This is a genomic window from Streptomyces sp. NPDC015346 (assembly GCF_043078785.1).
Lineage (GTDB): Bacteria > Actinomycetota > Actinomycetes > Streptomycetales > Streptomycetaceae > Streptomyces.
Genome location: NZ_JBIBTW010000004.1, coordinates 269,342 through 289,886, shown reverse-complemented (window position 1 = coordinate 289,886; position 20,545 = coordinate 269,342). Strand labels below are relative to the sequence as shown.

15 protein-coding genes are annotated in these 20,545 nt (G+C 72.6%); 9 read left to right on the top strand and 6 right to left on the bottom strand.

What is annotated here, in order from left to right:
• Nucleotides 1-73: 73 nt before the first annotated feature.
• A complete protein-coding gene (locus ACF06X_RS16385) occupies nucleotides 74-1,171 on the bottom strand; it encodes an NlpC/P60 family protein (RefSeq protein ID WP_392287959.1) in 1,098 nt (365 codons plus the stop codon).
• A gap of 344 nt (nucleotides 1,172-1,515) precedes the next feature.
• Between ACF06X_RS16385 and ACF06X_RS16380 the strand changes: the two genes are divergently transcribed.
• On the top strand, nucleotides 1,516-1,869 hold the full coding sequence (locus tag ACF06X_RS16380; protein WP_392287958.1) for a hypothetical protein: 354 nt from the start codon (nucleotides 1,516-1,518) through the stop codon (nucleotides 1,867-1,869).
• Between the two features lie 59 nt (nucleotides 1,870-1,928).
• Here the strand turns inward: ACF06X_RS16380 and ACF06X_RS16375 are convergent, their stop codons facing one another.
• Nucleotides 1,929-3,110 carry an NlpC/P60 family protein gene (locus ACF06X_RS16375; RefSeq protein ID WP_392287957.1) on the bottom strand — a complete coding sequence of 394 codons (1,182 nt, stop codon included), beginning with the start codon at nucleotides 3,108-3,110 and terminating at the stop codon, nucleotides 1,929-1,931.
• A 274-nt stretch (nucleotides 3,111-3,384) separates the two neighbouring features.
• On the opposite strand from ACF06X_RS16375, the gene pcrA reads away from it, so the two are divergent.
• On the top strand, nucleotides 3,385-5,841 hold the full coding sequence (gene pcrA / locus ACF06X_RS16370) for a DNA helicase PcrA (protein ID WP_392287956.1): 2,457 nt from the start codon (nucleotides 3,385-3,387) through the stop codon (nucleotides 5,839-5,841).
• Nucleotides 5,842-5,936: 95 nt separating this feature from the next.
• Here the strand turns inward: pcrA and ACF06X_RS16365 are convergent, their stop codons facing one another.
• Nucleotides 5,937-7,364 (bottom strand): M23 family metallopeptidase, encoded by a 1,428-nt coding sequence (locus ACF06X_RS16365; RefSeq protein ID WP_392287955.1) that lies wholly within the window; start codon nucleotides 7,362-7,364, stop codon nucleotides 5,937-5,939.
• A gap of 294 nt (nucleotides 7,365-7,658) precedes the next feature.
• Nucleotides 7,659-8,450 (bottom strand): esterase/lipase family protein, encoded by a 792-nt coding sequence (locus tag ACF06X_RS16360; RefSeq protein ID WP_392287954.1) that lies wholly within the window; start codon nucleotides 8,448-8,450, stop codon nucleotides 7,659-7,661.
• Nucleotides 8,451-8,689: 239 nt separating this feature from the next.
• Here ACF06X_RS16360 and ACF06X_RS16355 point away from each other — a divergent pair, with 239 nt between their 5' ends.
• Nucleotides 8,690-9,097, top strand: a complete 408-nt coding sequence (locus ACF06X_RS16355) for a cobalamin B12-binding domain-containing protein (protein WP_392287953.1) — start codon at nucleotides 8,690-8,692, stop codon at nucleotides 9,095-9,097.
• Between the two features lie 90 nt (nucleotides 9,098-9,187).
• On the opposite strand, the gene ACF06X_RS16350 is transcribed toward ACF06X_RS16355, so the two are convergent.
• Entirely contained in the window at nucleotides 9,188-10,792 is a 1,605-nt protein-coding gene (locus tag ACF06X_RS16350) for a DUF5691 domain-containing protein (RefSeq protein WP_392287952.1), read from the bottom strand.
• Between the two features lie 109 nt (nucleotides 10,793-10,901).
• Nucleotides 10,902-12,299 (bottom strand): SWIM zinc finger family protein, encoded by a 1,398-nt coding sequence (locus ACF06X_RS16345; RefSeq protein WP_392287951.1) that lies wholly within the window; start codon nucleotides 12,297-12,299, stop codon nucleotides 10,902-10,904.
• Nucleotides 12,300-12,440: 141 nt separating this feature from the next.
• Between ACF06X_RS16345 and ACF06X_RS16340 the strand changes: the two genes are divergently transcribed.
• The 6 genes from ACF06X_RS16340 (at nucleotide 12,441) to sucD (ending at nucleotide 20,426) form a co-directional block, all read left to right on the top strand.
• Entirely contained in the window at nucleotides 12,441-12,854 is a 414-nt protein-coding gene (locus ACF06X_RS16340) for a hypothetical protein (RefSeq protein WP_392287950.1), read from the top strand.
• 111 nt (nucleotides 12,855-12,965) lie between these two features.
• On the top strand, nucleotides 12,966-14,150 hold the full coding sequence (locus ACF06X_RS16335) for an AAA family ATPase (protein ID WP_392287949.1): 1,185 nt from the start codon (nucleotides 12,966-12,968) through the stop codon (nucleotides 14,148-14,150).
• Nucleotides 14,151-14,305: 155 nt separating this feature from the next.
• Nucleotides 14,306-16,597, top strand: a complete 2,292-nt coding sequence (locus tag ACF06X_RS16330) for a DUF5682 family protein (protein ID WP_392288425.1) — start codon at nucleotides 14,306-14,308, stop codon at nucleotides 16,595-16,597.
• A complete protein-coding gene (locus ACF06X_RS16325) occupies nucleotides 16,594-17,877 on the top strand; it encodes a VWA domain-containing protein (protein WP_392287948.1) in 1,284 nt (427 codons plus the stop codon). Before ACF06X_RS16330 ends, ACF06X_RS16325 begins: the two co-directional genes overlap by 4 nt.
• A 465-nt stretch (nucleotides 17,878-18,342) precedes the next feature.
• Nucleotides 18,343-19,521, top strand: coding sequence for an ADP-forming succinate--CoA ligase subunit beta (sucC, locus tag ACF06X_RS16320; protein WP_392287947.1), 1,179 nt, complete (start codon nucleotides 18,343-18,345; stop codon nucleotides 19,519-19,521).
• Between the two features lie 20 nt (nucleotides 19,522-19,541).
• Nucleotides 19,542-20,426: a succinate--CoA ligase subunit alpha gene (gene sucD / locus ACF06X_RS16315; protein WP_158989570.1), complete on the top strand. Its 885-nt coding sequence runs from the start codon at nucleotides 19,542-19,544 to the stop codon at nucleotides 20,424-20,426.
• Nucleotides 20,427-20,545: the final 119 nt, after the last annotated feature.

Below are 20,545 nucleotides of genomic sequence, written 5' to 3'. Positions count from 1 at the left end.
GGAGCCACCGGCCAGACCCCACGAGCGGTCACCCCACGAGCGGTCACCCCACGAGCGGTCACCCCACGAGCGGTCACCCCACCCGGGTCGCCCCCGCGAACGGCATCTCGTCGATCGGCGCGACCCGCACCGGCGCGCCCGGCCGGGGCGCGTGGATCATCTGGCCGCCGCCGATGTAGAGCCCGACGTGGCTGATGCCGGAGTAGAAGAACACCAGGTCGCCCGGGGCCAGTTCGGAGCGCGAGACGCGCTGTCCGGCGTTGATCTGCGTGTACGTCGTGCGGGGCAGCGACACCCCGGCCGCGCGCCAGGAGGCCTGGGTCAGGCCCGAGCAGTCGTAGGCCGAGGGGCCGGTCGCCCCCCACACGTACGGCTTGCCGATCTGGGCCCGGGCGAAGGAGATGGCCTCGGCGGCCCGGGCGTTCGGCGCCGCGATCGGCCCGCGCGGCTCCGAGGCCCGGTCGGCCCTGACCCCCGCCCCGGTCCCGGAGCCCGTACCACCCGAGGCGCCCGCCCCGGCGCGCCCCGATCCCGCCACAGCGGCCTCGTACCGCGCCCGCTCCTCGGCGGTCAGCCGGGCCAGCAGCGTCCGCGCCTCGGCGAGCTTGCTCTGGACGGCGCTCTTCTGCCGCCGCAGGTCGTCCTCGTGTCCGCGCAGCTCGGCGAGGCGCCGGGTGGACTCGGCGCGCAACTGCCGGATCCCGGCGAGCTCACGCCGTACGGACGTGAGGGCCGCGGCCTGCCGCTCCCCGGCCTTCTCGGCGATCGCGGCCCGCTCCAGATACTGCTCCGGGTCGGAGGTCAGGGCGAGCTGCACGGCGGGGTCGAGGCCGCCCGAACGGTACTGCGCGGTGGCGACCGAACCGAGCCCGGCACGGCCGGCGTTGAGCCGGTCGGTCCTGCGGGCGGCCTCGTCGCGCAGCCGGTCGAGAGCGCCCCGCGCCACCTCCGCCTTCTCCTTGGCGCCGTTGTACTTCTCGGTGGCCACCTCGGCCTCCTGGTACAGCCGGTCGACCTCCGCCTTGACCTGGGCGGGGGTGAGCCGGGGCTCGGCGTGCCCGGAGCCCTCGAAGAGGGTCGCCGTCGCCGCCGAGGCGAGGGCGACGGTGGCGGCGGTCCTGGCCGCCTGGCCACCGAGGGGGAACTGCCGGGGCTTTCGGTGTGCTGCCACGAGGGCGGGTCACATCCTCTCCCTGTGGGGGTCGTTGCCCGCCGGGTCCGGCGGCGGATCGCACAGGGGAGACGGCCCACCGCCGGTTTTCCCGGCGGGGGCGACCGACTGCCGCCGGAGATCCGACGGTGGTGGGAGCCGGCCACCTGAGGCGTGACGCTAAACCTGGGCGTCACGGTGATGCGGGGACTTGACCGCTATTGGCGCCAGTTGACGCTCCGGGACCGGTCGCGTCCGGTCCCGGCGACCGGTGGGATCCGCTTTCCGGCGGGGGTCCGACCGATCCGCCGGAGAAGGTGGACCCGGCCGGGGCGCGGTGCTAAGGCCCGGTTAGGCTCCGCCCCATGGACGTACTCATCAATGTCTTCGTCGCCCTGCACATCATCGGTATCGGCGCCCTGCTCGGCGGGTTCCTCACCCAGATGAAGGCGATGGGCGCGGGTACGGCCCGCTTCAGCCCCGCGATGCTGCACGGCGCGCTGACGATGCTGATCACGGGCGTCGCGCTGGTCGGCCTCAACCAGGCGGACGACCAGACCGTCAACAACGTGAAGATCGGCGTCAAGCTGGCCGTCCTGGTCGTCATCCTCGCTCTCGTCTACGTGAAGCGGGACGACGAGAAGGTGGACAAGGGCCTCTTCGGCGCCGTCGGCGGCCTGACCGTCGCGAACATCTTCATCGCGACGCTCTGGACCTGAGTCCGGCGAGTACCTGAGTCCGGTGAGGACCTGAGTCCGGTGAGACCCCCCTTGCGGCGTCAGGCCGGGCGCACACTCCCGTAGACCGGCATGTAGTAGATCGACTCCTCGCGGACGTCGGCGCCCGGCTTCGGCGCGTGGATCATCTTCCCGCCGCCGATGTAGAGGCCGACGTGGCTGATGTCGTCGTAGAAGAAGACGAGGTCGCCGGGGAGCAGATCGGCCGTCGCCACCCGGGTGCCGATCTTGACCTGGTCCCAGGTGGTGCGGGGCAGATCGACGCCCGCTGCCCTCCAGGCGGCCTGGGTGAGCCCGGAGCAGTCGTACGAACTCGGGCCCGTCGCCCCCCACACGTACGGCTTGCCGATCTGGGCCCGGGCGAACGCCAGCGCCTTCTCCGCCTTCGCCGCGTAGGTCGAGCCACCGGTCTGCGGCGGGGCCGTGGGCGGTGTCGTGGGCGTGGTGGCCGGCGGGGGCGACGGCTGCTGCCGCCGGGCCGCCTCCTCCTGGCGACGCCGCTCGGCCTCGGCCTCGGCAGCCTCCGCCTTCGCCCGCTCCTCCGCCTTGCGCCGGGCCTCGGCCTCCCGCTTGCGCTCCAGCTCCGCGAGCCGGGCCTTCTCCTCGGCCGTCAGCCGGGCGAGCAGCGTCCGCGCCTCGCCCAGCTTCCGCTGCACGGTCTGCTTGCTCGCGCGCAGCGTCGCCTGTGAGTCGGTCAGGCTCTCCAGGCTCTTCGTCGCCTCCGCGCGCTGCTTCGCCGCCGCCAGCCGCTTGCCCTCGTAGTCGGCGACCGCGCCGCGCTGCCGCTCGGAGAGCCGGTCCATCAGGTGGGTCTGGTCGAAGTACGACTGCGGGCTGTCCGCGAAGATCAGCGCGGCCGTCGGCCCGACCGCCCCGGCCCGGTACTGCGCCGCCGCGTACGAGCCGAGCGCGCGGCGGGACTCGTTGATCGCGTCCGTACGCCGGGCGACGTCGTCGAGGATCCGGTCGACCTTGCGCCGCTGCTCGTCGGTGGCCTCCTTGGCCCGGTTGTACTCCTGCGTCGCCGTGCCGGCCTGGCGGTAGAGGTCGTCGACCTTCTTCTGGATCTCCTCCACCGTCGGCCTCGGCGGGGCGGCGGGCGTCGCGTGCGCGCTCTGCGTGGACAGCAGGGTGACGGAGGCGATGGCGGCCGTCGTGACCCCGACGGCGGGGGAGTGCGGACGTGTGCTGCGCGGCTTGCGATGGGACGCCAAGACCGGCATCTCCTTCCGTGGCCACCGAGGAGGCGTCCGGTCCCACCGCCTTGCGCGGGGCCGGATTCGGCGTGGGCCGCCCGCTCGGCGCGATTCGCCGTCGGAGGGGACGGGCTGCTTGGGCGAGCACGCTAGCCAACCCGTGGGGCGGCTGGGAAGGCCGATGTTCGATATGCCCGATACATTTTCGTGACCTGAAGCGGACGGTCACCTTCCGTGAGAATCCGCTCACTTCTGGAGGTGGGGCCGGGTTGTCGGTGGGGCGGCCTAGACTCGTTAAGCGATGAGCAGCCTCTTTGACGACAGCTTCCTGGCGAGCCTCCAGAACCACTCCTCGGAGGAGCCCCCGCCCCCGCCCGAGGACCACGACCACGGCGCCCCGGCCGCGGAGGAGGTCCCGCACGACCTCTTCGGGGGCACCTTCGACGTGCCGCCGGCCAGGGACGCGCACTACCGCGACGGAGCCCCGCGCCCCGTCGTGGACCCCGCCGCGCTCCTGGACGGGCTGAACGAACAGCAGCGCGCCGCCGTCGTACACACCGGCACCCCGCTGCTCATCGTCGCCGGCGCCGGCTCCGGCAAGACCCGGGTGCTGACCCACCGCATCGCCCACCTCCTGGGCACCCGGCACGTCCACCCCGGCCAGATACTGGCGATCACCTTCACCAACAAGGCCGCCGGCGAGATGAAGGAGCGCGTCGAGCACCTCGTCGGCCCGCGCGCCAACGCCATGTGGGTCATGACCTTCCACAGCGCGTGCGTCCGCATCCTGCGCCGCGAGTCGAAGAAGCTCGGCTTCACGTCCTCCTTCTCGATCTACGACGCCGCCGACTCCAAGCGCCTGATGGCGCTGGTCTGCCGCGACCTGGACCTCGACCCGAAGAAGTTCCCGCCGAAGTCCTTCAGCGCCAAGATCTCGAATCTGAAGAACGAGCTGATCGACGAGGAGACCTTCGCCGACCAGGCCGCCGACGGCTTCGAGAAGACGCTCGCCGAGGCGTACCGGATGTACCAGGCACGGCTGCGCGAGGCCAACGCCCTGGACTTCGACGACATCATCATGACGACGGTCCACCTGCTCCAGGCGTTCCCCGACGTCGCCGAGCACTACCGCCGCCGCTTCCGCCACGTCCTCGTCGACGAGTACCAGGACACCAACCACGCGCAGTACACCCTCGTACGGGAACTGGTCGGCACGGGCTACGAAGACCTGGGACCGGCCGAGCTGTGCGTCGTGGGCGACGCGGACCAGTCGATCTACGCCTTCCGCGGCGCGACCATCCGCAACATCCTCCAGTTCGAGGAGGACTACCCCGACGCGACCACGATCCTGCTGGAGCAGAACTACCGGTCGACGCAGACGATCCTCTCCGCCGCCAACGCCGTCATCGAGCGCAACGAGAGCCGCCGCCCCAAGAACCTGTGGACCAACGCGGGCGCGGGCGCGCAGATCACCGGCTACGTCGCCGACACCGAGCACGACGAGGCCCAGTTCGTCGCCGACGAGATCGACCGGCTCACGGACGCGGGCGAGGCGAAGGCCGGCGACGTCGCCGTCTTCTACCGGACCAACGCCCAGTCCCGTGTCTTCGAAGAGATCTTCATCCGCGTCGGCCTGCCCTACAAGGTCGTCGGCGGCGTGCGCTTCTACGAGCGCAAGGAGGTCCGCGACGTCCTCGCCTACCTGCGCGTTCTCGCCAACCCCGAGGACAGCGTCCCGCTGCGCCGCATCCTCAACGTCCCCAAGCGCGGCATCGGCGACCGCGCCGAGGCGATGATCGACGCCCTCTCCCTCCGCGAGAAGATCACCTTCCCGCAGGCGCTGAAGCGGGTCGACGAGGCGTACGGCATGGCGGCCCGCTCCGCCAACGCCGTCAAGCGCTTCAACGCGCTCATGGAGGAGCTGCGCACCATCGTCGAGTCCGGCGCCGGCCCCGCCGTGGTCGTGGAGGCGGTACTGGAGCGGACGGGGTATCTCGCCGAGCTGCAGGCCTCCACCGACCCGCAGGACGAGACCCGGATCGAGAACCTCCAGGAGCTCGCGACCGTGGCCCTGGAGTTCGAGCAGGAGCGCGCGGAGGCGGAGGAGGGTGCCGGGACGCTCGCCGAGTTCCTGGAGAAGGTGGCCCTCGTCGCGGACTCCGACCAGATCCCCGACGAGGACGAGGAGGGGTCCGGAGTCATCACGCTGATGACCCTGCACACCGCCAAGGGCCTCGAATTCCCGGTGGTCTTCCTGACCGGCATGGAGGACGGCGTCTTCCCGCACATGCGCGCGCTCGGCCAGACCAAGGAGTTGGAGGAGGAGCGGCGCCTGGCGTACGTCGGCATCACGCGCGCCCGCGAGCGGCTGTACCTGACCCGCTCCTCGATGCGCAGCGCCTGGGGCCAGCCCTCCTACAACCCGGCCTCGCGCTTCCTCGAGGAGATCCCGGCGACATACCTGGAGTGGAAGCGGACCGGCCCCATGGTCAAGCCGGCCGGGCCGACCTCGGGGATCACTTCCTCGCTCTCCACCTCGCGCTCGCGCTCGGGCCCCTCCGGCTTCGCCACCCGCCGCGCCGGCGACAAGCCGGCGATCACGCTGCACGTCGGAGACCGGGTCACCCACGACCAGTTCGGCCTCGGCACGGTGATGCAGGTGACGGGGGTGGGCGCCGACGCGCAGGCGACGATCGACTTCGGCGACGAGAAGCCGAAGCGACTGCTGCTGCGGTACGCCCCGGTCGAGAAGCTCTGACAGGCAGACGCGCATAGGGAGAGGGGCCCCGGCTTCGGCCGGGGCCCCTCTCCCTATGGGTATGTTCCGCTGTTCCGCTGTTCCGTGTACGGGTGTCAGCCGGTCGGGTCGAGACCGTGGCTGCGCAGCCACGGCAGCGGGTCGATCGCCGCCCCGCCGCCCGGCCGGACCTCGAAGTGGAGGTGCGGGCCGGTGGAGTTGCCGGAATTGCCGGAGTACGCGATGACGTCACCGGCCTTGACCTTGCCGGAGCGGATCTTGGTGCTGCTGAGGTGGCAGTACCAGGTCTCGGTCCCGTCCGCGGCGGTCACGATCGCCATGTTGCCGTAGGCGCTGTTCCACTGGGTACGGACCGTGCCGTCGGTCGCGGCCATCACCTTCGTGCCGTACTGCACCGGGAAGTCGATTCCGGTGTGCAGGGACATCCAGTTGACGCCGGCCTGCCCGTAGCGCGCGCTGAGCTGGTGCAGCTTCACCGGCAGGACGAACTTCGGACGCAGCGCCTCCTTGCGGGCCGCCTCCTCCTCGCGCTTCTTCCGCTCCGCCTCCTGGCGAAGCTTGAGGTCGATGCGCTCCTGGGTGCGGCTGGCGCGGTCGCCGAAGTCGCGGGCGTCGGCGCTGAGCGCGGCGAGCTGGGTGTCCAGCTCGTTGTTGGCGGCGACGGGCTTGACCGAGGACGGGTCGGCGGCGGCGAGCGCCATCGTGTCGTCCTTCGTCTCCGCGTTCGCGTCGGCGAGTCCGCCGACCGAGGCGGCGGCGATGCCGGCGACCCCCATGACGCAGGCGGAGGGGACGGCGACGGTCAGGAGCGCGGAGCGCTTGGCGGGCGTACGGCGCCGGCCGCGGCTGCCACCGGAGGAGCGGCGTGCGGAGCGGGCGGCGGGGACGACGGCGGCCGGAGCCTCCGCGAGCATCTCGACGACCGGCTCCTCGGACTCCGCCGGGATCTCGTGGTCGTACGCGTAGCTGTCGGGAGTGAGTGCCTCGAACTGCGCGGTGTGGTCCGCCTGCTCCATGAGGTCGAGCCGCTCGTGGAGTGCGGCGCCGGCTTCGGCCTCGGGTTCGGGTTCGGCCGCGGGGATGAAGTCGTAGTCCGGGGTGTACTGCTGGGGTACGACCGGCTCGGCGTAGTTCCAGGCGGTGGCGTCGTACGTGCCGGTCTCGACCGTGGGGGTCGTCCACTGGCCGGTGGTGTCGTACGACGTGAACTGCGAGGTCTCGTACGTCCCGGTCTGCTGCGCCTCGGTCCAGGCGGTCGCGTCCCACTGGCCGGTGGTGTCGTAGGCGGCGCTGTCGTACGTGGCCGTGTCGTAGTGCTGCGTCATCGGCTGCTGTGCGACGTAGGTGTCGTACGAGCCGGCGTCCCACTGGTGGCTGCCGTTCCACTGAGTGGTGTCGTACTGCCCGCTGTGCCCTGCTTCGTAACCGTCCGGGAAGGCACCGAAGAGCGGATCCGTGGCGAAGTTGCCGGTGCTGTGGGCGTCGTCTCCGACGTACCCGGCGTGGGGGTGCTGGTCGTTCACCAACTTCTCTCTCGCCTCGGCGGCAGGACCAGCCCGGGGCGGGCCCGACGAAGGGTGTCCCGGGGTTAAGCAGTGGCGCGACTGTACCCGGCGGTATACGGAAGCGACAATCTTCGGAGGGTTTTGGGTTCACAGGAAACGGGCAATCGGCCGTGTTTCGGGGGCCTCGGGGGAGAGCTTTGGCTCTGTGTTCGAGGAACGTTCGAAGAACGGACACCTTCTGGCGGGCCGTCAGACGGCTGCCAGCCGTCCGCGCGACCGGAGACCGCGACCGGAGACCCTCGCGAACACGGCTCACGCGACGGAGGCGGCTCCGGGGTCGGCGTCCGGCGCGACGACGCCCGGCTCCTCGTGGTCGAGCGCCTGCCGGATCCCGGCGGCGACGGTCGGATGCACCGGCAGGGCGAGATGCCCGATCCCGCTGACCCGTACGTTGTGCACCAGGAGGTCCGGGTGGTCGAGCCGGGCGGTCTCCACCGGCACCATCACCTGGTCGAGATCGCTCCAGAAGCTGACACAGCGGGTCCGGCAGCCCGGCGCGGGCTCGGCCAGCTCCCGCAGCACCTCGGAGCCGGGGCGCATCTGGCGGACCAGCGGGTGGGCGCCCGCCCATGGAATCGCGGTGGTGCCGGCGTGCGGCGTACCCAGCATGACCAGCGTGCGGACCCGAGCGTCACCGCCTTGACGCTGTACGTAATAGCGGGCGATCAGGCCACCGAGGCTGTGCCCGACGATGTCCACCTCCCGCTGGCCCGTGCGGGTGCAGAGCTCCTCCACATGGCGGCCCAGGAGCGCCGCGGCGGCGCGCAGATCGCAGGTGAGCGGAGAGTAGTTGAACGACCCGATGTGGTGACGGCCGTGCCGGGCGAGCGAGCGGCGCAGCAGGACGAAGACCGAGCGGTTGTCGACGAAGCCGTGAAGGAGGACGACCGGGCGTCCTGGGCCGCTCCCGGGGGCCGGGGCGGCGGCGGGGCGCTCGGAGACGATTCCGGAGGGGTAGAGGAGCAGGTGGCCGGTGAGGATCGCCAGTTCCAAGGCGTTGGCCTTCAGCGCGGTGGTGACCTTGGTGAGCCTGGTGAGCTCCATCGGCGCCTCCCGACCGGCGCGCGGGCCGCCGAACGGCATCCGGTGCGCCCTACCTCCGTGCCTGCGACTGCGGCGCGGAGGTACGACGACCCCGTCGCGGCTCCCTTGCGCACGAGCATGTCCCTCTGTGTGATTTCCCCCTCGCTGCCCACCGCGAAACGGCCGCTTGCGGGATGCTGGCGATAACGTTCGTTCACCTCCCCGGCAAACAGGCGCGGGGGTCGCATGTGGAGGCAGTGATGGGTGTGACCGGTCCGATCCGCGTGGTGGTGGCCAAGCCGGGTCTCGACGGCCACGATCGCGGGGCCAAGGTGATCGCGCGGGCGCTGCGCGACGCCGGCATGGAGGTCATCTACACGGGGCTGCACCAGACGCCGGAGCAGATCGTCGACACGGCGATCCAGGAGGACGCCGACGCGATCGGCCTGTCGATCCTCTCGGGCGCGCACAACACGCTCTTCGTGAAGGTCCTGGAGCTTCTGAAGCAGCGCGACGCCGAGGACATCAAGGTCTTCGGCGGCGGCATCATCCCCGACGCGGACATCGCTCCCCTGAAGGAGAAGGGCGTGGCCGAGATCTTCACGCCGGGTGCGACGACGGCCTCGATCGTCGACTGGGTGAACGCGAACGTGCGCGTCGCGGCCTAGGGACTGTCCGGCGGCCGGGAGCGGGCAGCTGTCTTCAGTCAAGCCGGCCGTCCCCTGCCCCTGTCCGCCCCTGTCTGTCTTTCACTGTTTTCACTCCAACGGCCCTGTCAGCTCCGCCCGCATCGCCGCCCGCAGGCGCAGCGTCGACACCAGACGCTGGAAGGCCTCCGTCCAGTAGCCCCCGGAGCCGGGGGAGGCGTCCTCCGGTTCCGTCGGCAGGGCGGTCAGGGCCTCCAGCTGGCCGGCCGCGTCGGGGGACAGGCAGCGCTCGGCGAGGCCCATCACGCCGCTGAAGCTCCATGGATAGCTGCCCGCGTCCCGCGCGATGTCCAGGGCGTCGATCACCGCACCGCCCAGTGGCCTCGCCCAGGGCACCGCGCAGACACCGAGCAGCTGGAAGGCCTCCGACAGGCCGTGGGCGGCTATGAACGAGGCGACCCACTGGGCCCGCTCGTCCTCCGGGAGCGTCGACAGCAGCTTCGCCCGCTCCGCGAGGGACGAGGTCCCCGGACCGGTCGCGGGCGGGGCCGCGGGGGCGCCGAGCAGCGCCCGGGACCAGGCCGCGTCCCCTTGCCGTACGGCGGCGCGGCACCAGGCCGCGTGCAGCTCTCCCCGCCAGTCGTCGGCGACCGGGAGCGCGACGATCTCCTCCGGCGTCCGTCCCCCGAACCGGGCCGGCCAGCAGGACAGCGGCGCGGACTCGACGAGCTGGCCCAGCCACCAGGACCGCTCGCCCCGGCCCGTCGGCGGCGTCGGTATCAGCCCGTCCCGCTGCATCCCCGCGTCGCATTCGTGCGGCGCCTCGACGACGATCGTCACGGCCCCTTCCGTACGGTCCAGGGAGACGCAGGACGAGGCGCGCCCCGCCATCCGGCCGGCCAGCGCCGAATCGGGCAGCGCGGAGAGCAGTTCGGCGGCCGTGGAACGGACGTTCCGGCTGCGGTCGGACAGGGCCGCCTCCAGGAACTCCTCGTCCGCGCCGGAGAGTCCGTCCCGCAGGGAGTCCAGGAACATCAGCCGGTCCTCGGCCCGCTCCGCGGCCCAGGTCGAGCCGAGCAACTCCAGGGCGGCCGCCGGGTCCTCGGCCCGTACGGAGGCGAGCAGCGCGACCCGCTCGGCGAACAGGCCCTCCTCCCACAGGACACGGACGGCGTCACCGTCCCGGACGTCGGGGAGCGCCGCGCGGCCGCCCGCGCCGCGCAGGGCGAACCTCCACTCCGGGTTGAGCCGGGCCAGCCACAGCCCGCGCGGGCCGGCCAGGGTGAGCGCCTGGGGCCGCAGATCGGTGCGGGCTCGGGCGGCGTCGAGCAGCGCGGGCAGGGCGGACGCCGGTGCTCTGTAGCCGTGTTCGTTGGCGGCGGCGAGCCACTGCGGCAGCAGTTCGGCGAGATCGGGCGCGGCTCCCCGGCGTCCGCCGGAGGGGGCGGGGGCGGCGCGGCCCGCGAGGAGCTGGTCGAGGCGGCGGCGGGCCGGTTCGGGCAACGGCCTGCGGTCGTCCTCGGGCGCGGGCTCCGGAGGCTCGGCCGCGGGCCCGGGCCGCAGCCCCGCCCTGCGCCGTACGGTGTGCAGCGCGGCGGCGTCGAGCAGGGCGACGGGCGCGTCGCCGACCGCGCCTCCGGCGAGCGCGGGCGGCCGCCGGTCGGTGCCGAGCAGCGCCGAGGTGACGAGCTCTTCCCACTCTTCCCAGGCGTCCATCGAGGTCCTCCAAGCTGTCCTGTCGTCGGGCGTTGGGCGAGGCTGTACGGTCGCGCGGGCGTACAAGGTCGTACGGAGCCGTACGGGAGTCGTAAGGACTCGTACGGAGTCAGTGGAGCGGGACCGTCTCTCCCGGGGCGTCGGCCGACCAGGCGGCGAGCGGCGTGAAGCCCCGGTGCCCGCACTCCCCGAAGACGGTCACGGGCCGGCCACCGGAGAGGGCGGCGAGCCGCCACAGGCCCGGTCTTCCGAGCGCCGGACCGCTCACCGGAATCGCCTCGCCACCGCCGCCACCGCCGCCACCGCTGCCACTCCCGCCCGGGCCCGCCGGTGCGGCGTCGGCGAGCTGCCAGCCGTGGTCCGTCGGTATCGGCAGGACATCGGTCAGCGTCACCGGCCATGAGTCCAGCCAGGGGTCCTCCCGCAGGGCGTGGCCGTAGGCGGCGAGGGCCTCGCCGACCGTTCCGCCCGGGGGCGGGGCGTCGAGCGGGGCCGGTGGGCCGAACTGCTCGCCCAGCTCGGCCCGCAGGGCCCCCGCGCCCGCGTGGCGGGTGAGCACGGCGTCGATGACCGTGCCGACGGGGAGCGCCGGGGCCGGTGCGCGACCGGCGGCGCCGAAGGAGAGGAGAAGGGCCGTCCGACCGCTCTCGCGGCCGTGGAGCCAGGCGCGACGGGTCGTCAGCCTGCCGTCCGCGGAGTCGTACTGGGCGAGGACCAGCCACCGGTCCCGTACCGCCGGACCCTCGGCGGGCGCGGTCAGGCCCACCCTGGTCCGCACGGTCGCCGCGAGCGGAGCGGGAAGCCGGTCCACGGAGAGCCAGGCCCGGTCGAGGAGATGGGTCAGCGCGCACTCCTCCAGGAGCCGGACGGGCCAGCCCGCCCCGGAGCCTGGTATCGCGCCCAACTCCCGGACCCGTCCGGCGAGTCCCGGCGCCTGGGCGTCGACCATGCGCGCCGCCGTCTCCTCCCACAGGCCGTACCCCGCTCCTTCGGCCGCCGCCAGACCGCCGCGGAGCAGATCGGCGAGCCGCTGCTCCAACTCCTGCGCGCCTGAGGTGATCCGGGCGGCCCGGCGCTCCGCCCTGCGGCGTGCGGCCTCGGGATCGGCGGCGGCCGGCCGGCCGGATCCCTCGGCGTCGCCCGTCCGGGCCCGGCCGGCACGCTCACGCCTGCTCTCCAGCCACCGGGCCGCCCAGTCGGGCACGTCGGTGACGGTGACGGCCGCTTCGTCCCCCGACCGGAGCAGCAGCAGCCCCAGCGCGTGTTTGCACGGGAACTTCCGGCTGGGGCAACTGCACGCGTACGCGGGGCCGGTGGTGTCGACCACCGTCCGGTACGGCGTGCTGCCGCTGCCCCGGCACAGCCCCCAGACCGCCCCCTGGCCGTCGCTGCCCGTACCGGACCACGGCCCGGACGTGCCGAGCCTGCTCCCCGCTCTGCGCGAGGCGTCGTCAGGAGCCAGAGCCAGCACCTGATCCGCCGTCCAGCGCACCCCCTGTGTGTCCATGCCCCCGACCGTAGAGGGGACCACTGACAACGCCCCGGGGCTGCGGCGTCGACCGGCGAAGTCGCAGGCCGCGACTTGACTTTACCTTTTCTTTACGGTTCTGTGCCCTCACAGAACCGAAACTCCAGGGGGAGACCCGCCATGAAGCGCACCGTCCGCACCGCCGTCTCGGCGCTCGCCGTCACCGGCCTCGCGTTCGGCCTCGGAGCCTGTTCCGAAGCCGCGAACAAGGCCGCCGACCAGGTCGACAAGGCCGTGAACGAGACGTACGAGGTCACGTACGAGGTCACCGGGAAGAACATCGAGTCGATCCAGTTCCACGGCGGCGGCGGAACGGCGATGGAACCGAAGCTCGAGACGGAGACGAAGCCGACCACGCCGTGGACGAAGACGGTGACGCTGAAGGGCATCATGCCGGCGGCCGTCATGCCGCTGTCGATCGACGCCGCCGACGTCACCTGCAAGGTCATCCACAAGGGCAAGGTCCTCAAGGAGGCGAAGGGCGAGCAGGCGATGGCGGGAGGCTGCGTCGCGGTCTCCCCGGTCGCCGGCTAACTCCCCTTCCGCACGCCCCGATTGCACTCCTGACCTGCGACGACGGTCGATTGTCAGTGGCGTGGTGCACGGTGGATCCCACATCAGGTCGAACGATCTGGAGGGGGATCCATGACCGTGCCCGAAACCATCACGAGCGCCGTGTCCGGTGCCGTTCCCGGTGCCGTGTCCGGTGCCGGAACCAGCACCGGAACCGGCGCCGGGAGCGTCGCTCCGGCCGAGGTCCTGCGGCCGCACGCCGAGCACGCCTTCGCGGACGAGCTCAAGGCGCTCGCCGCCGCCGACGACCGGCCGCGGCCCGTCCGCTGGCAGCTCTCGCCGTGGGCCGTCGCCACCTATCTCCTCGGCGGCACGCTCCCCGACGGGACCGTGATCACGCCCAAGTACGTGGGGCCACGGCGGATCGTAGAGGTCGCCGTCACCACACTCGCCACCGACCGCGCGCTGCTGCTGCTCGGTGTGCCCGGCACCGCCAAGACCTGGGTCTCCGAGCACCTCGCCGCCGCCGTCAGCGGCGACTCCACCCTGCTGGTCCAGGGCACCGCGGGGACGCCCGAGGAAGCGATCCGGTACGGCTGGAACTACGCCCGGCTGCTCGCCCACGGCCCGAGCCGGGACGCGCTCGTCCCCAGCCCCGTCATGCGCGCGATGTCCGAGGGCCTGACCGCACGGGTCGAGGAGCTGACCCGCATCCCCGCGGACGTCCAGGACTCGCTCATCACGATCCTGTCGGAGAAGACGCTCCCCGTCCCCGAGCTGGGACAGGAAGTCCAGGCCGTCAGGGGCTTCAACCTCATCGCCACCGCCAACGACCGCGACCGCGGGGTCAACGACCTCTCCAGCGCGCTGCGCCGCCGCTTCAACACCGTCGTGCTGCCGCTGCCCGCGACCCCTGAGGCGGAGGTCGACATCGTCTCCCGGCGGGTCGACCAGATCGGCCGCTCCCTCGACCTGCCGGCCGTGCCGGAGGGCGTCGACGAGATCCGCCGGGTCGTCACCGTCTTCCGCGAACTGCGCGACGGGGTCACCACGGACGGCCGCACGAAGCTCAAGTCCCCCTCGGGGACGCTGTCGACGGCCGAGGCCATCTCCGTCGTCACCGGTGGCCTCGCCCTGGCGGCCCACTTCGGCGACGGCGTGCTGCGGTCCGGCGACGTCGCCGCCGGCATCCTTGGCGCCGTCGTCCGCGACCCGGCCGCGGACCGGGTCGTCTGGCAGGAGTACCTGGAGACGGTCGTACGGGAGAGAGACGGCTGGAAGGACTTCTACCGCGCCTGCCGCGAGGTGAGCGCATGACGACACTCCGAACGCCCTCGCCCTCGCCCCCGCCCTCGCCCTCGCCCGCGACGCCCACGCCGACGGCCGGACCGGTGGGGCCTGTGTCCTCCCCGCCCGGCGGGGGGATCGGTGAGGGTGGCCCGCGGGCCGGGCGGTCGGGGGCCGGGGGGCCGATGCTGCTGGGGGTGCGGCATCACGGGCCCGGGTCCGCGCGGGCCGTGCGGGCGGCGCTCGATGCCGGGCGGCCCGCGGCCGTGCTGATCGAGGGGCCGCCCGAGGCGGACGGTCTCGTGGAGCTCGCCGCCGACGAGGCGATGCGGCCCCCCGTCGCGCTGCTCGCGCACGCCGTGGACGACCCCGGGCGGTCCGCGTTCTGGCCGTTCGCCGTGTTCTCGCCCGAATGGGTGGCGATCCGCTGGGCCCTGGCCCACGGCGCCACCGTCCGCTTCATCGACCTGCCCGCCGCCCACACCCTCGCCGCCACCGACCCCACCTGGGGCGACGGCGACGAGGAGCTGCACCCGGAGCTGCGGATCGACCCGATCGCCGAACTCGCGGACGCCGCCGGGTACGACGACCCCGAGCGCTGGTGGGAGGACGTGATCGAGCTCCGCGGCGCGACCGCCCCCGGCGGCCCCACCGGTCCCGCCGGTCCCGCCGACCCCACCGCCCCGTTTGCGGCGCTCGCCGAGGCCATGGGCTCCCTGCGGGAGACCCACGGCCACGGCGGCCACGCCCGCGACCTCGTGCGCGAGGCGTACATGCGGCTCCAACTCCGCGCGGCTCGCAAGGAGTTCGGGGAAGAGGTGGCCGTCGTCTGCGGCGCCTGGCACGTGCCCGCGCTCTCCCGGAAGACCACCGCCACCGCGGACCGCGCCCTGCTCAAGGGCCTGCCCAAGGTGAAGACCGGGATGACCTGGGTCCCGTGGACCCACCGCCGGCTCGCCCGCCGCTCGGGGTACGGCGCCGGTATCGACGCGCCCGGCTGGTACGAGCACCTCTTCGCCGTCCCCGACCGCCCCGTCGAACGCTGGATGACCAAGGTCGCCGGCCTCCTCAGGGCGGAGGACCGACTCGTCTCTCCCGCCCACGTCATCGAGTCCGTCCGGCTCGCCGAGACCCTCGCCGCCATGCGCGGCAGGCCGCTCGCCGGGCTCGGCGAGACCACCGACGCCGTCCGGGCCGTGATGTGCGACGGCTCCGACGTCCCGCTCGCCCTCGTCCGCGACCGCCTCGTCGTCGGCGACGTCCTCGGCGAGGTCCCGGCCGACGCCCCCGCCGTACCGCTCCAGCGCGACCTGAACCGGCTCCAGCGCGGCCTGCGGCTCAAACCGGAGGCCGGGGAGCGGGAGCTGGAGCTCGACCTGCGCAAGGAGAACGACGCCGCCCGCAGCCGGCTGCTCCACCGGCTGCGGCTCCTCTCCGTCGGCTGGGGGGAGCCGGCCGCCGGACGCGGAAGCACCGGCACGTTCCGGGAGAGCTGGCGGCTGCGCTGGGAGCCCGAACTCCACGTCAGGGTGGCCGAAGCCGGCGTCTGGGGCACCACGGTCGCCTCCGCCGCCACCGCCAGGGCCGAGAGCCGCGCGCTGGAGGCCACCGTCCTCGCCGACGTCACCTCGCTCGCCGAGCAGTGCCTGCTCGCCGGCCTCGGCGAGGCCCTGCCCGTCGTCATGACCGCCCTCGCCGAGCGGGCCGCCCTCAACACCGACGTCGGCCACCTCGCCCAGGCCCTGCCCGCCCTCGCCCGCTCCCTGCGCTACGGAGACGTACGCGCCACGGACACCGCCGCGCTCGCCGAGGTCGCGGCCGGGCTCGCCGAGCGGATCCGGGTCGGGCTGCCGCCCGCCTGCACCGGGCTCGACGCCGACGCCGCCGCCGAGATGCGCGGCCATCTCGACGCCGTCCACACCGCCCTCGCCCTGCTCCCCGACGACGCGGAGCTGACCGACCGCTGGGCGCGGGCGCTGCGGGGGCTCGCCGGCCGCGACAGCGTGCCCGGCGCGATCCGCGGCCGGGCCGGCCGGCTGCTCCTCGACGAGGGGCGGCTCGACGAGGACGAGGCGGCCCGGCTCATGGGCCTCGCCCTCTCGCCCGCGACCCCGCCCGCCGACGCCGCCGCCTGGATCGAGGGCTTCGTCGGCGACGCCTCCGGAGCAGGCATGCTCCTCGTCCACGACGAGCGGCTGCTCGCCCTGGTCGACGACTGGCTGACCGGTGTGACGGGGGAGGCCTTCATCGACGTACTGCCGCTGCTGCGCCGCACGTTCTCCGCGTACGAAACGGGAGTGCGACGCACCCTCGGGGAGCTCGTCGCACGTGGTCCGGCCGCCTCGGCGGCCCGCCCGCGGGCCGGCACGCCGGGCTTCGCCGCCCACCTCGACGAGGAGCGGGCCGACGCGGTGCTTCCCGTCCTGCGCATGCTGCTCGGAATCGACGACCCGGACCTCGTGGGGGTGGCGGGATGAACGAAGGAACGGCGATCGGAGGGGCAGCGGTGGGCGGGGCAGCGGTGAACGAGGCAGCGATCGACGGGAAAGCGATCGACGGGAGAGCGGTGGACGGGGCAGCGGTGGACGGGGGCGGGCACGACGAGCGGCTGCGGCGCTGGCGCCTCGTCCTCGGCGGTGGCGAGGCGGACGGCACGGGCCGCTCCCTCGCCGGTACGGACGCGGCGATGGACGGCGCCCTGACCGCGCTCTACGGACACTGCAAGGGCACACTCGCGGGGCGCGACCGCTCCGGGGGCCTCGGCGGCTCGGCCCCCTCGGTGGCCCGCTGGCTCGGCGACATCCGGACGTACTTCCCCCGCTCCGTCGTCCAGGTCATGCAGCGCGACGCCATCGACCGCCTCGGCCTCTCCACCCTGCTCCTGGAACCCGAGACGCTGGAGGCCGTCGAGGCGGACGTCCACCTCGTCGGCACCCTCCTCTCGCTCCACAAGGCCATGCCCGAGACGACCAGGGAGACGGCGCGCGCGGTCGTCCGCAAGGTCGTGGCCGACCTGGAGAAGCGCCTGGCCACCCGTACCCGCGCGACCCTCACCGGCGCGCTCGACCGCTCGGCCCGGATCAGCCGCCCCCGCCACCGGGACATCGACTGGGACCGTACGATCCGCGCCAACCTCAAGAACTACCTGCCCGAGCACCGCACGGTCGTCCCCGAGCGGCTCATCGGCCACGGCCGCGCGTCGCAGGGGGTGAAGAAAGACGTCGTGCTCTGCGTCGACCAGTCCGGCTCGATGGCGGCCTCGGTGGTGTACGCCTCCGTGTTCGGCGCGGTCCTCGCCTCGATGCGGTCGATCGCGACCCGGCTCGTCGTCTTCGACACGGCGGTGGCCGACCTGACCGACCAGCTCGACGACCCGGTGGACGTCATGTTCGGCACCCAGCTCGGCGGCGGCACCGACATCAACCGGGCCCTGGCCTACTGCCAGGCGCGGATCACCCGCCCCGCGGACACCGTCGTCGTCCTCATCAGCGACCTCTACGAAGGGGGGATACGCGACGAGATGCTCAAGCGGGTCGCGGCGATGAAGGCGTCCGGCGTGCAGTTCGTCGCCCTCCTCGCGCTCTCCGACGAGGGAGCCCCCGCCTACGACCGGGAGCACGCGGCCGCCCTCGCCGCGCTCGGAGCCCCGGCGTTCGCCTGCACCCCCGACCTCTTCCCCGAGGTGATGGCGGCGGCCATCGAGAAACGCCCGCTGCCCCTGCCGGTCGTGACGGAGGAGGCGGCGACCCACCGGTAGCCCGGAGCCCACCCGACAGATCCCCGACAGATCACCGAGACGTCCCCGAGACATCCCGTCGCGACCCGACAGAGCTGCGGAATCCGTTGCCGCGCCGCCATTCGGTGGGATGCCGCACGCCTACTGAGGCCCATATCACATCCGCTGCCCCGGGCCCCTCACCCCCGGGGTGGGCGCGCCGTGAGGTCCGCCAAGCCCGCGCCCCGCCTGCTACTTGGCTTCCTCCACCCCCAGGTCGCACCCCTACGGACCGCCCCGCACCGCCTACGATCTGTGACCCGTATCACCGCTCGGGTGTGAGCTGCGATTTAGGGACCCACGTCCCTCGGGGATAACCTGCGAGACGGACATGCCGCGTCCACGGACACCGTGTACGCCTCCCTTGTGACAGCGCAGTCACGTTGCCCTTCGCGGCACGCCCACGCAGACAACGAACCGCGATCATCAGAAAAGGGACGGACGCGCGTGGACCTGTTCGAGTACCAGGCGAGGGACCTCTTCGCCAAGCACGGTGTACCGGTGCTGGCCGGTGAAGTCATCGACACGCCTGAGGCGGCGCGCGAGGCCACCGAGCGTCTTGGCGGCAAGTCGGTCGTCAAGGCGCAGGTGAAGGTCGGCGGCCGCGGCAAGGCCGGCGGCGTGAAGCTGGCCGCCACCCCGGACGAGGCCGTCGCCCGCGCGACGGACATCCTCGGGATGGACATCAAGGGCCACACGGTCCACAAGGTGATGATCGCGGAGACCGCTCCGGAAATCCTCGAGGAGTACTACGTCTCGTACCTCCTCGACCGCACCAACCGCACCTTCCTGGCCATGGCCTCGGTGCAGGGCGGCATGGACATCGAGGAGGTCGCGGAGAAGACCCCCGAGGCCCTCGCGAAGGTTCCGGTCGACTCCAACACCGGTGTGACCATCGAGAAGGCCCGCGAGATCGTGGCCCAGGCGAAGTTCCCGGCCGACGTGGCCGAGAAGGTCGCCGAGGTCATGGTGACGCTGTGGGACACCTTCGTCGCCGAGGACGCGCTCCTCGTCGAGGTCAACCCGCTGGCCAAGGTCGCCTCCGGCGACATCCTGGCCCTGGACGGCAAGGTGTCTCTCGACGAGAACGCCGACTTCCGTCAGCCCGGCCACGAGGCGCTCGAGGACAAGGCAGCAGCCAACCCGCTCGAGGCTGCTGCCAAGGCCAAGAACCTCAACTACGTCAAGCTCGACGGCGAGGTCGGCATCATCGGCAACGGCGCCGGCCTGGTCATGTCGACCCTGGACGTCGTCGCGTACGCCGGTGAGAACCACGGCGGCGTGAAGCCGGCCAACTTCCTCGACATCGGCGGCGGCGCCTCCGCCGAGGTCATGGCGAACGGCCTGGAGATCATCCTGGGCGACCCGGACGTCAAGTCCGTGTTCGTCAACGTCTTCGGCGGCATCACCGCCTGTGACGAGGTCGCCAACGGCATCGTCCAGGCTCTCGAGCTCCTCGCCTCCAAGGGCGAAGAGGTCACCAAGCCGCTGGTCGTGCGCCTCGACGGCAACAACGCGGAGCTGGGTCGCAAGATCCTGTCGGACGCGAACCACCCGCTCGTGCAGCGCGTGGACACCATGGACGGCGCGGCCGACAAGGCCGCCGAGCTCGCGGCTGCGAAGTAAGGGACGAGGTCAAGCACACCATGGCTATCTTCCTCACCAAGGACAGCAAGGTCATCGTCCAGGGCATGACCGGTGCCACGGGCATGAAGCACACCAAGCTCATGCTGGGTGACGGCACCAACATCGTCGGTGGCGTCAACCCGCGCAAGGCCGGTACGTCCGTCGACTTCGACGGCACCGAGGTCCCGGTATTTGGCTCCGTCGCCGAGGCGATGGAGAAGACGGGCGCCGACGTCTCCGTCCTCTTCGTCCCGCCGGCCTTCGCCAAGGCCGCCGTGGTCGAGGCGATCGACGCCGAGATCCCGCTGGCCGTCGTGATCACCGAGGGCATCGCGGTCCACGACTCCGCCGCCTTCTGGGCGTACGCGCAGGCCAAGGGCAACAAGACCCGGATCATCGGCCCGAACTGCCCGGGTCTCATCACCCCCGGCCAGTCCAACGCCGGCATCATCCCGGGCGACATCACGAAGCCGGGCCGCATCGGCCTGGTCTCGAAGTCCGGCACGCTGACGTACCAGATGATGTACGAGCTCCGTGACATCGGCTTCTCGTCCGCCGTCGGCATCGGTGGCGACCCGGTCATCGGTACGACGCACATCGACGCCCTCGCGGCGTTCGAGGCCGACCCCGAGACCGACCTCATCGTCATGATCGGCGAGATCGGCGGCGACGCCGAGGAGCGCGCGGCCGACTTCATCGCGAAGAACGTCTCGAAGCCGGTCGTCGGCTACGTCGCGGGCTTCACCGCGCCCGAGGGCAAGACCATGGGCCACGCCGGCGCCATCGTCTCCGGCTCTTCCGGCACCGCACAGGCCAAGAAGGAAGCCCTGGAGGCCGCCGGCGTCAAGGTCGGCAAGACGCCGACCGAGACGGCCAAGCTGGCGCGCGCGATCCTCGCGGGCTGAGCTTTCGGCTGACGCGTACGTACGAACGCGTACGCGTTCGCGTTCGCGTTCGCACAGGAGTGGGCCCCGCCCCTCCCGGGAGACCGGGTGGGGGCGGGGCCCACTCGCGTGTACGGCGG

Excerpts from the sequence above, each read along its gene's own strand:
- ACF06X_RS16360 (WP_392287954.1), bottom strand. The coding sequence starts at position 8,450 with ATGGAGCTCACCAGGCTCACCAAGGTCACCACCGCGCTGAAGGCCAAC.
- pcrA (WP_392287956.1), top strand. The coding sequence starts at position 3,385 with ATGAGCAGCCTCTTTGACGACAGCTTCCTGGCGAGCCTCCAGAACCAC.
- ACF06X_RS16335 (WP_392287949.1), top strand. The coding sequence starts at position 12,966 with ATGACCGTGCCCGAAACCATCACGAGCGCCGTGTCCGGTGCCGTTCCC.
- sucD (WP_158989570.1), top strand. The coding sequence starts at position 19,542 with ATGGCTATCTTCCTCACCAAGGACAGCAAGGTCATCGTCCAGGGCATG.
- ACF06X_RS16325 (WP_392287948.1), top strand. The coding sequence starts at position 16,594 with ATGAACGAAGGAACGGCGATCGGAGGGGCAGCGGTGGGCGGGGCAGCG.
- ACF06X_RS16345 (WP_392287951.1), bottom strand. The coding sequence starts at position 12,299 with ATGGACACACAGGGGGTGCGCTGGACGGCGGATCAGGTGCTGGCTCTG.
- ACF06X_RS16355 (WP_392287953.1), top strand. The coding sequence starts at position 8,690 with ATGGGTGTGACCGGTCCGATCCGCGTGGTGGTGGCCAAGCCGGGTCTC.
- ACF06X_RS16340 (WP_392287950.1), top strand. The coding sequence starts at position 12,441 with ATGAAGCGCACCGTCCGCACCGCCGTCTCGGCGCTCGCCGTCACCGGC.
- ACF06X_RS16375 (WP_392287957.1), bottom strand. The coding sequence starts at position 3,110 with ATGCCGGTCTTGGCGTCCCATCGCAAGCCGCGCAGCACACGTCCGCAC.
- ACF06X_RS16350 (WP_392287952.1), bottom strand. The coding sequence starts at position 10,792 with ATGGACGCCTGGGAAGAGTGGGAAGAGCTCGTCACCTCGGCGCTGCTC.
- ACF06X_RS16380 (WP_392287958.1), top strand. The coding sequence starts at position 1,516 with ATGGACGTACTCATCAATGTCTTCGTCGCCCTGCACATCATCGGTATC.
- ACF06X_RS16330 (WP_392288425.1), top strand. The coding sequence starts at position 14,306 with ATGCTGCTGGGGGTGCGGCATCACGGGCCCGGGTCCGCGCGGGCCGTG.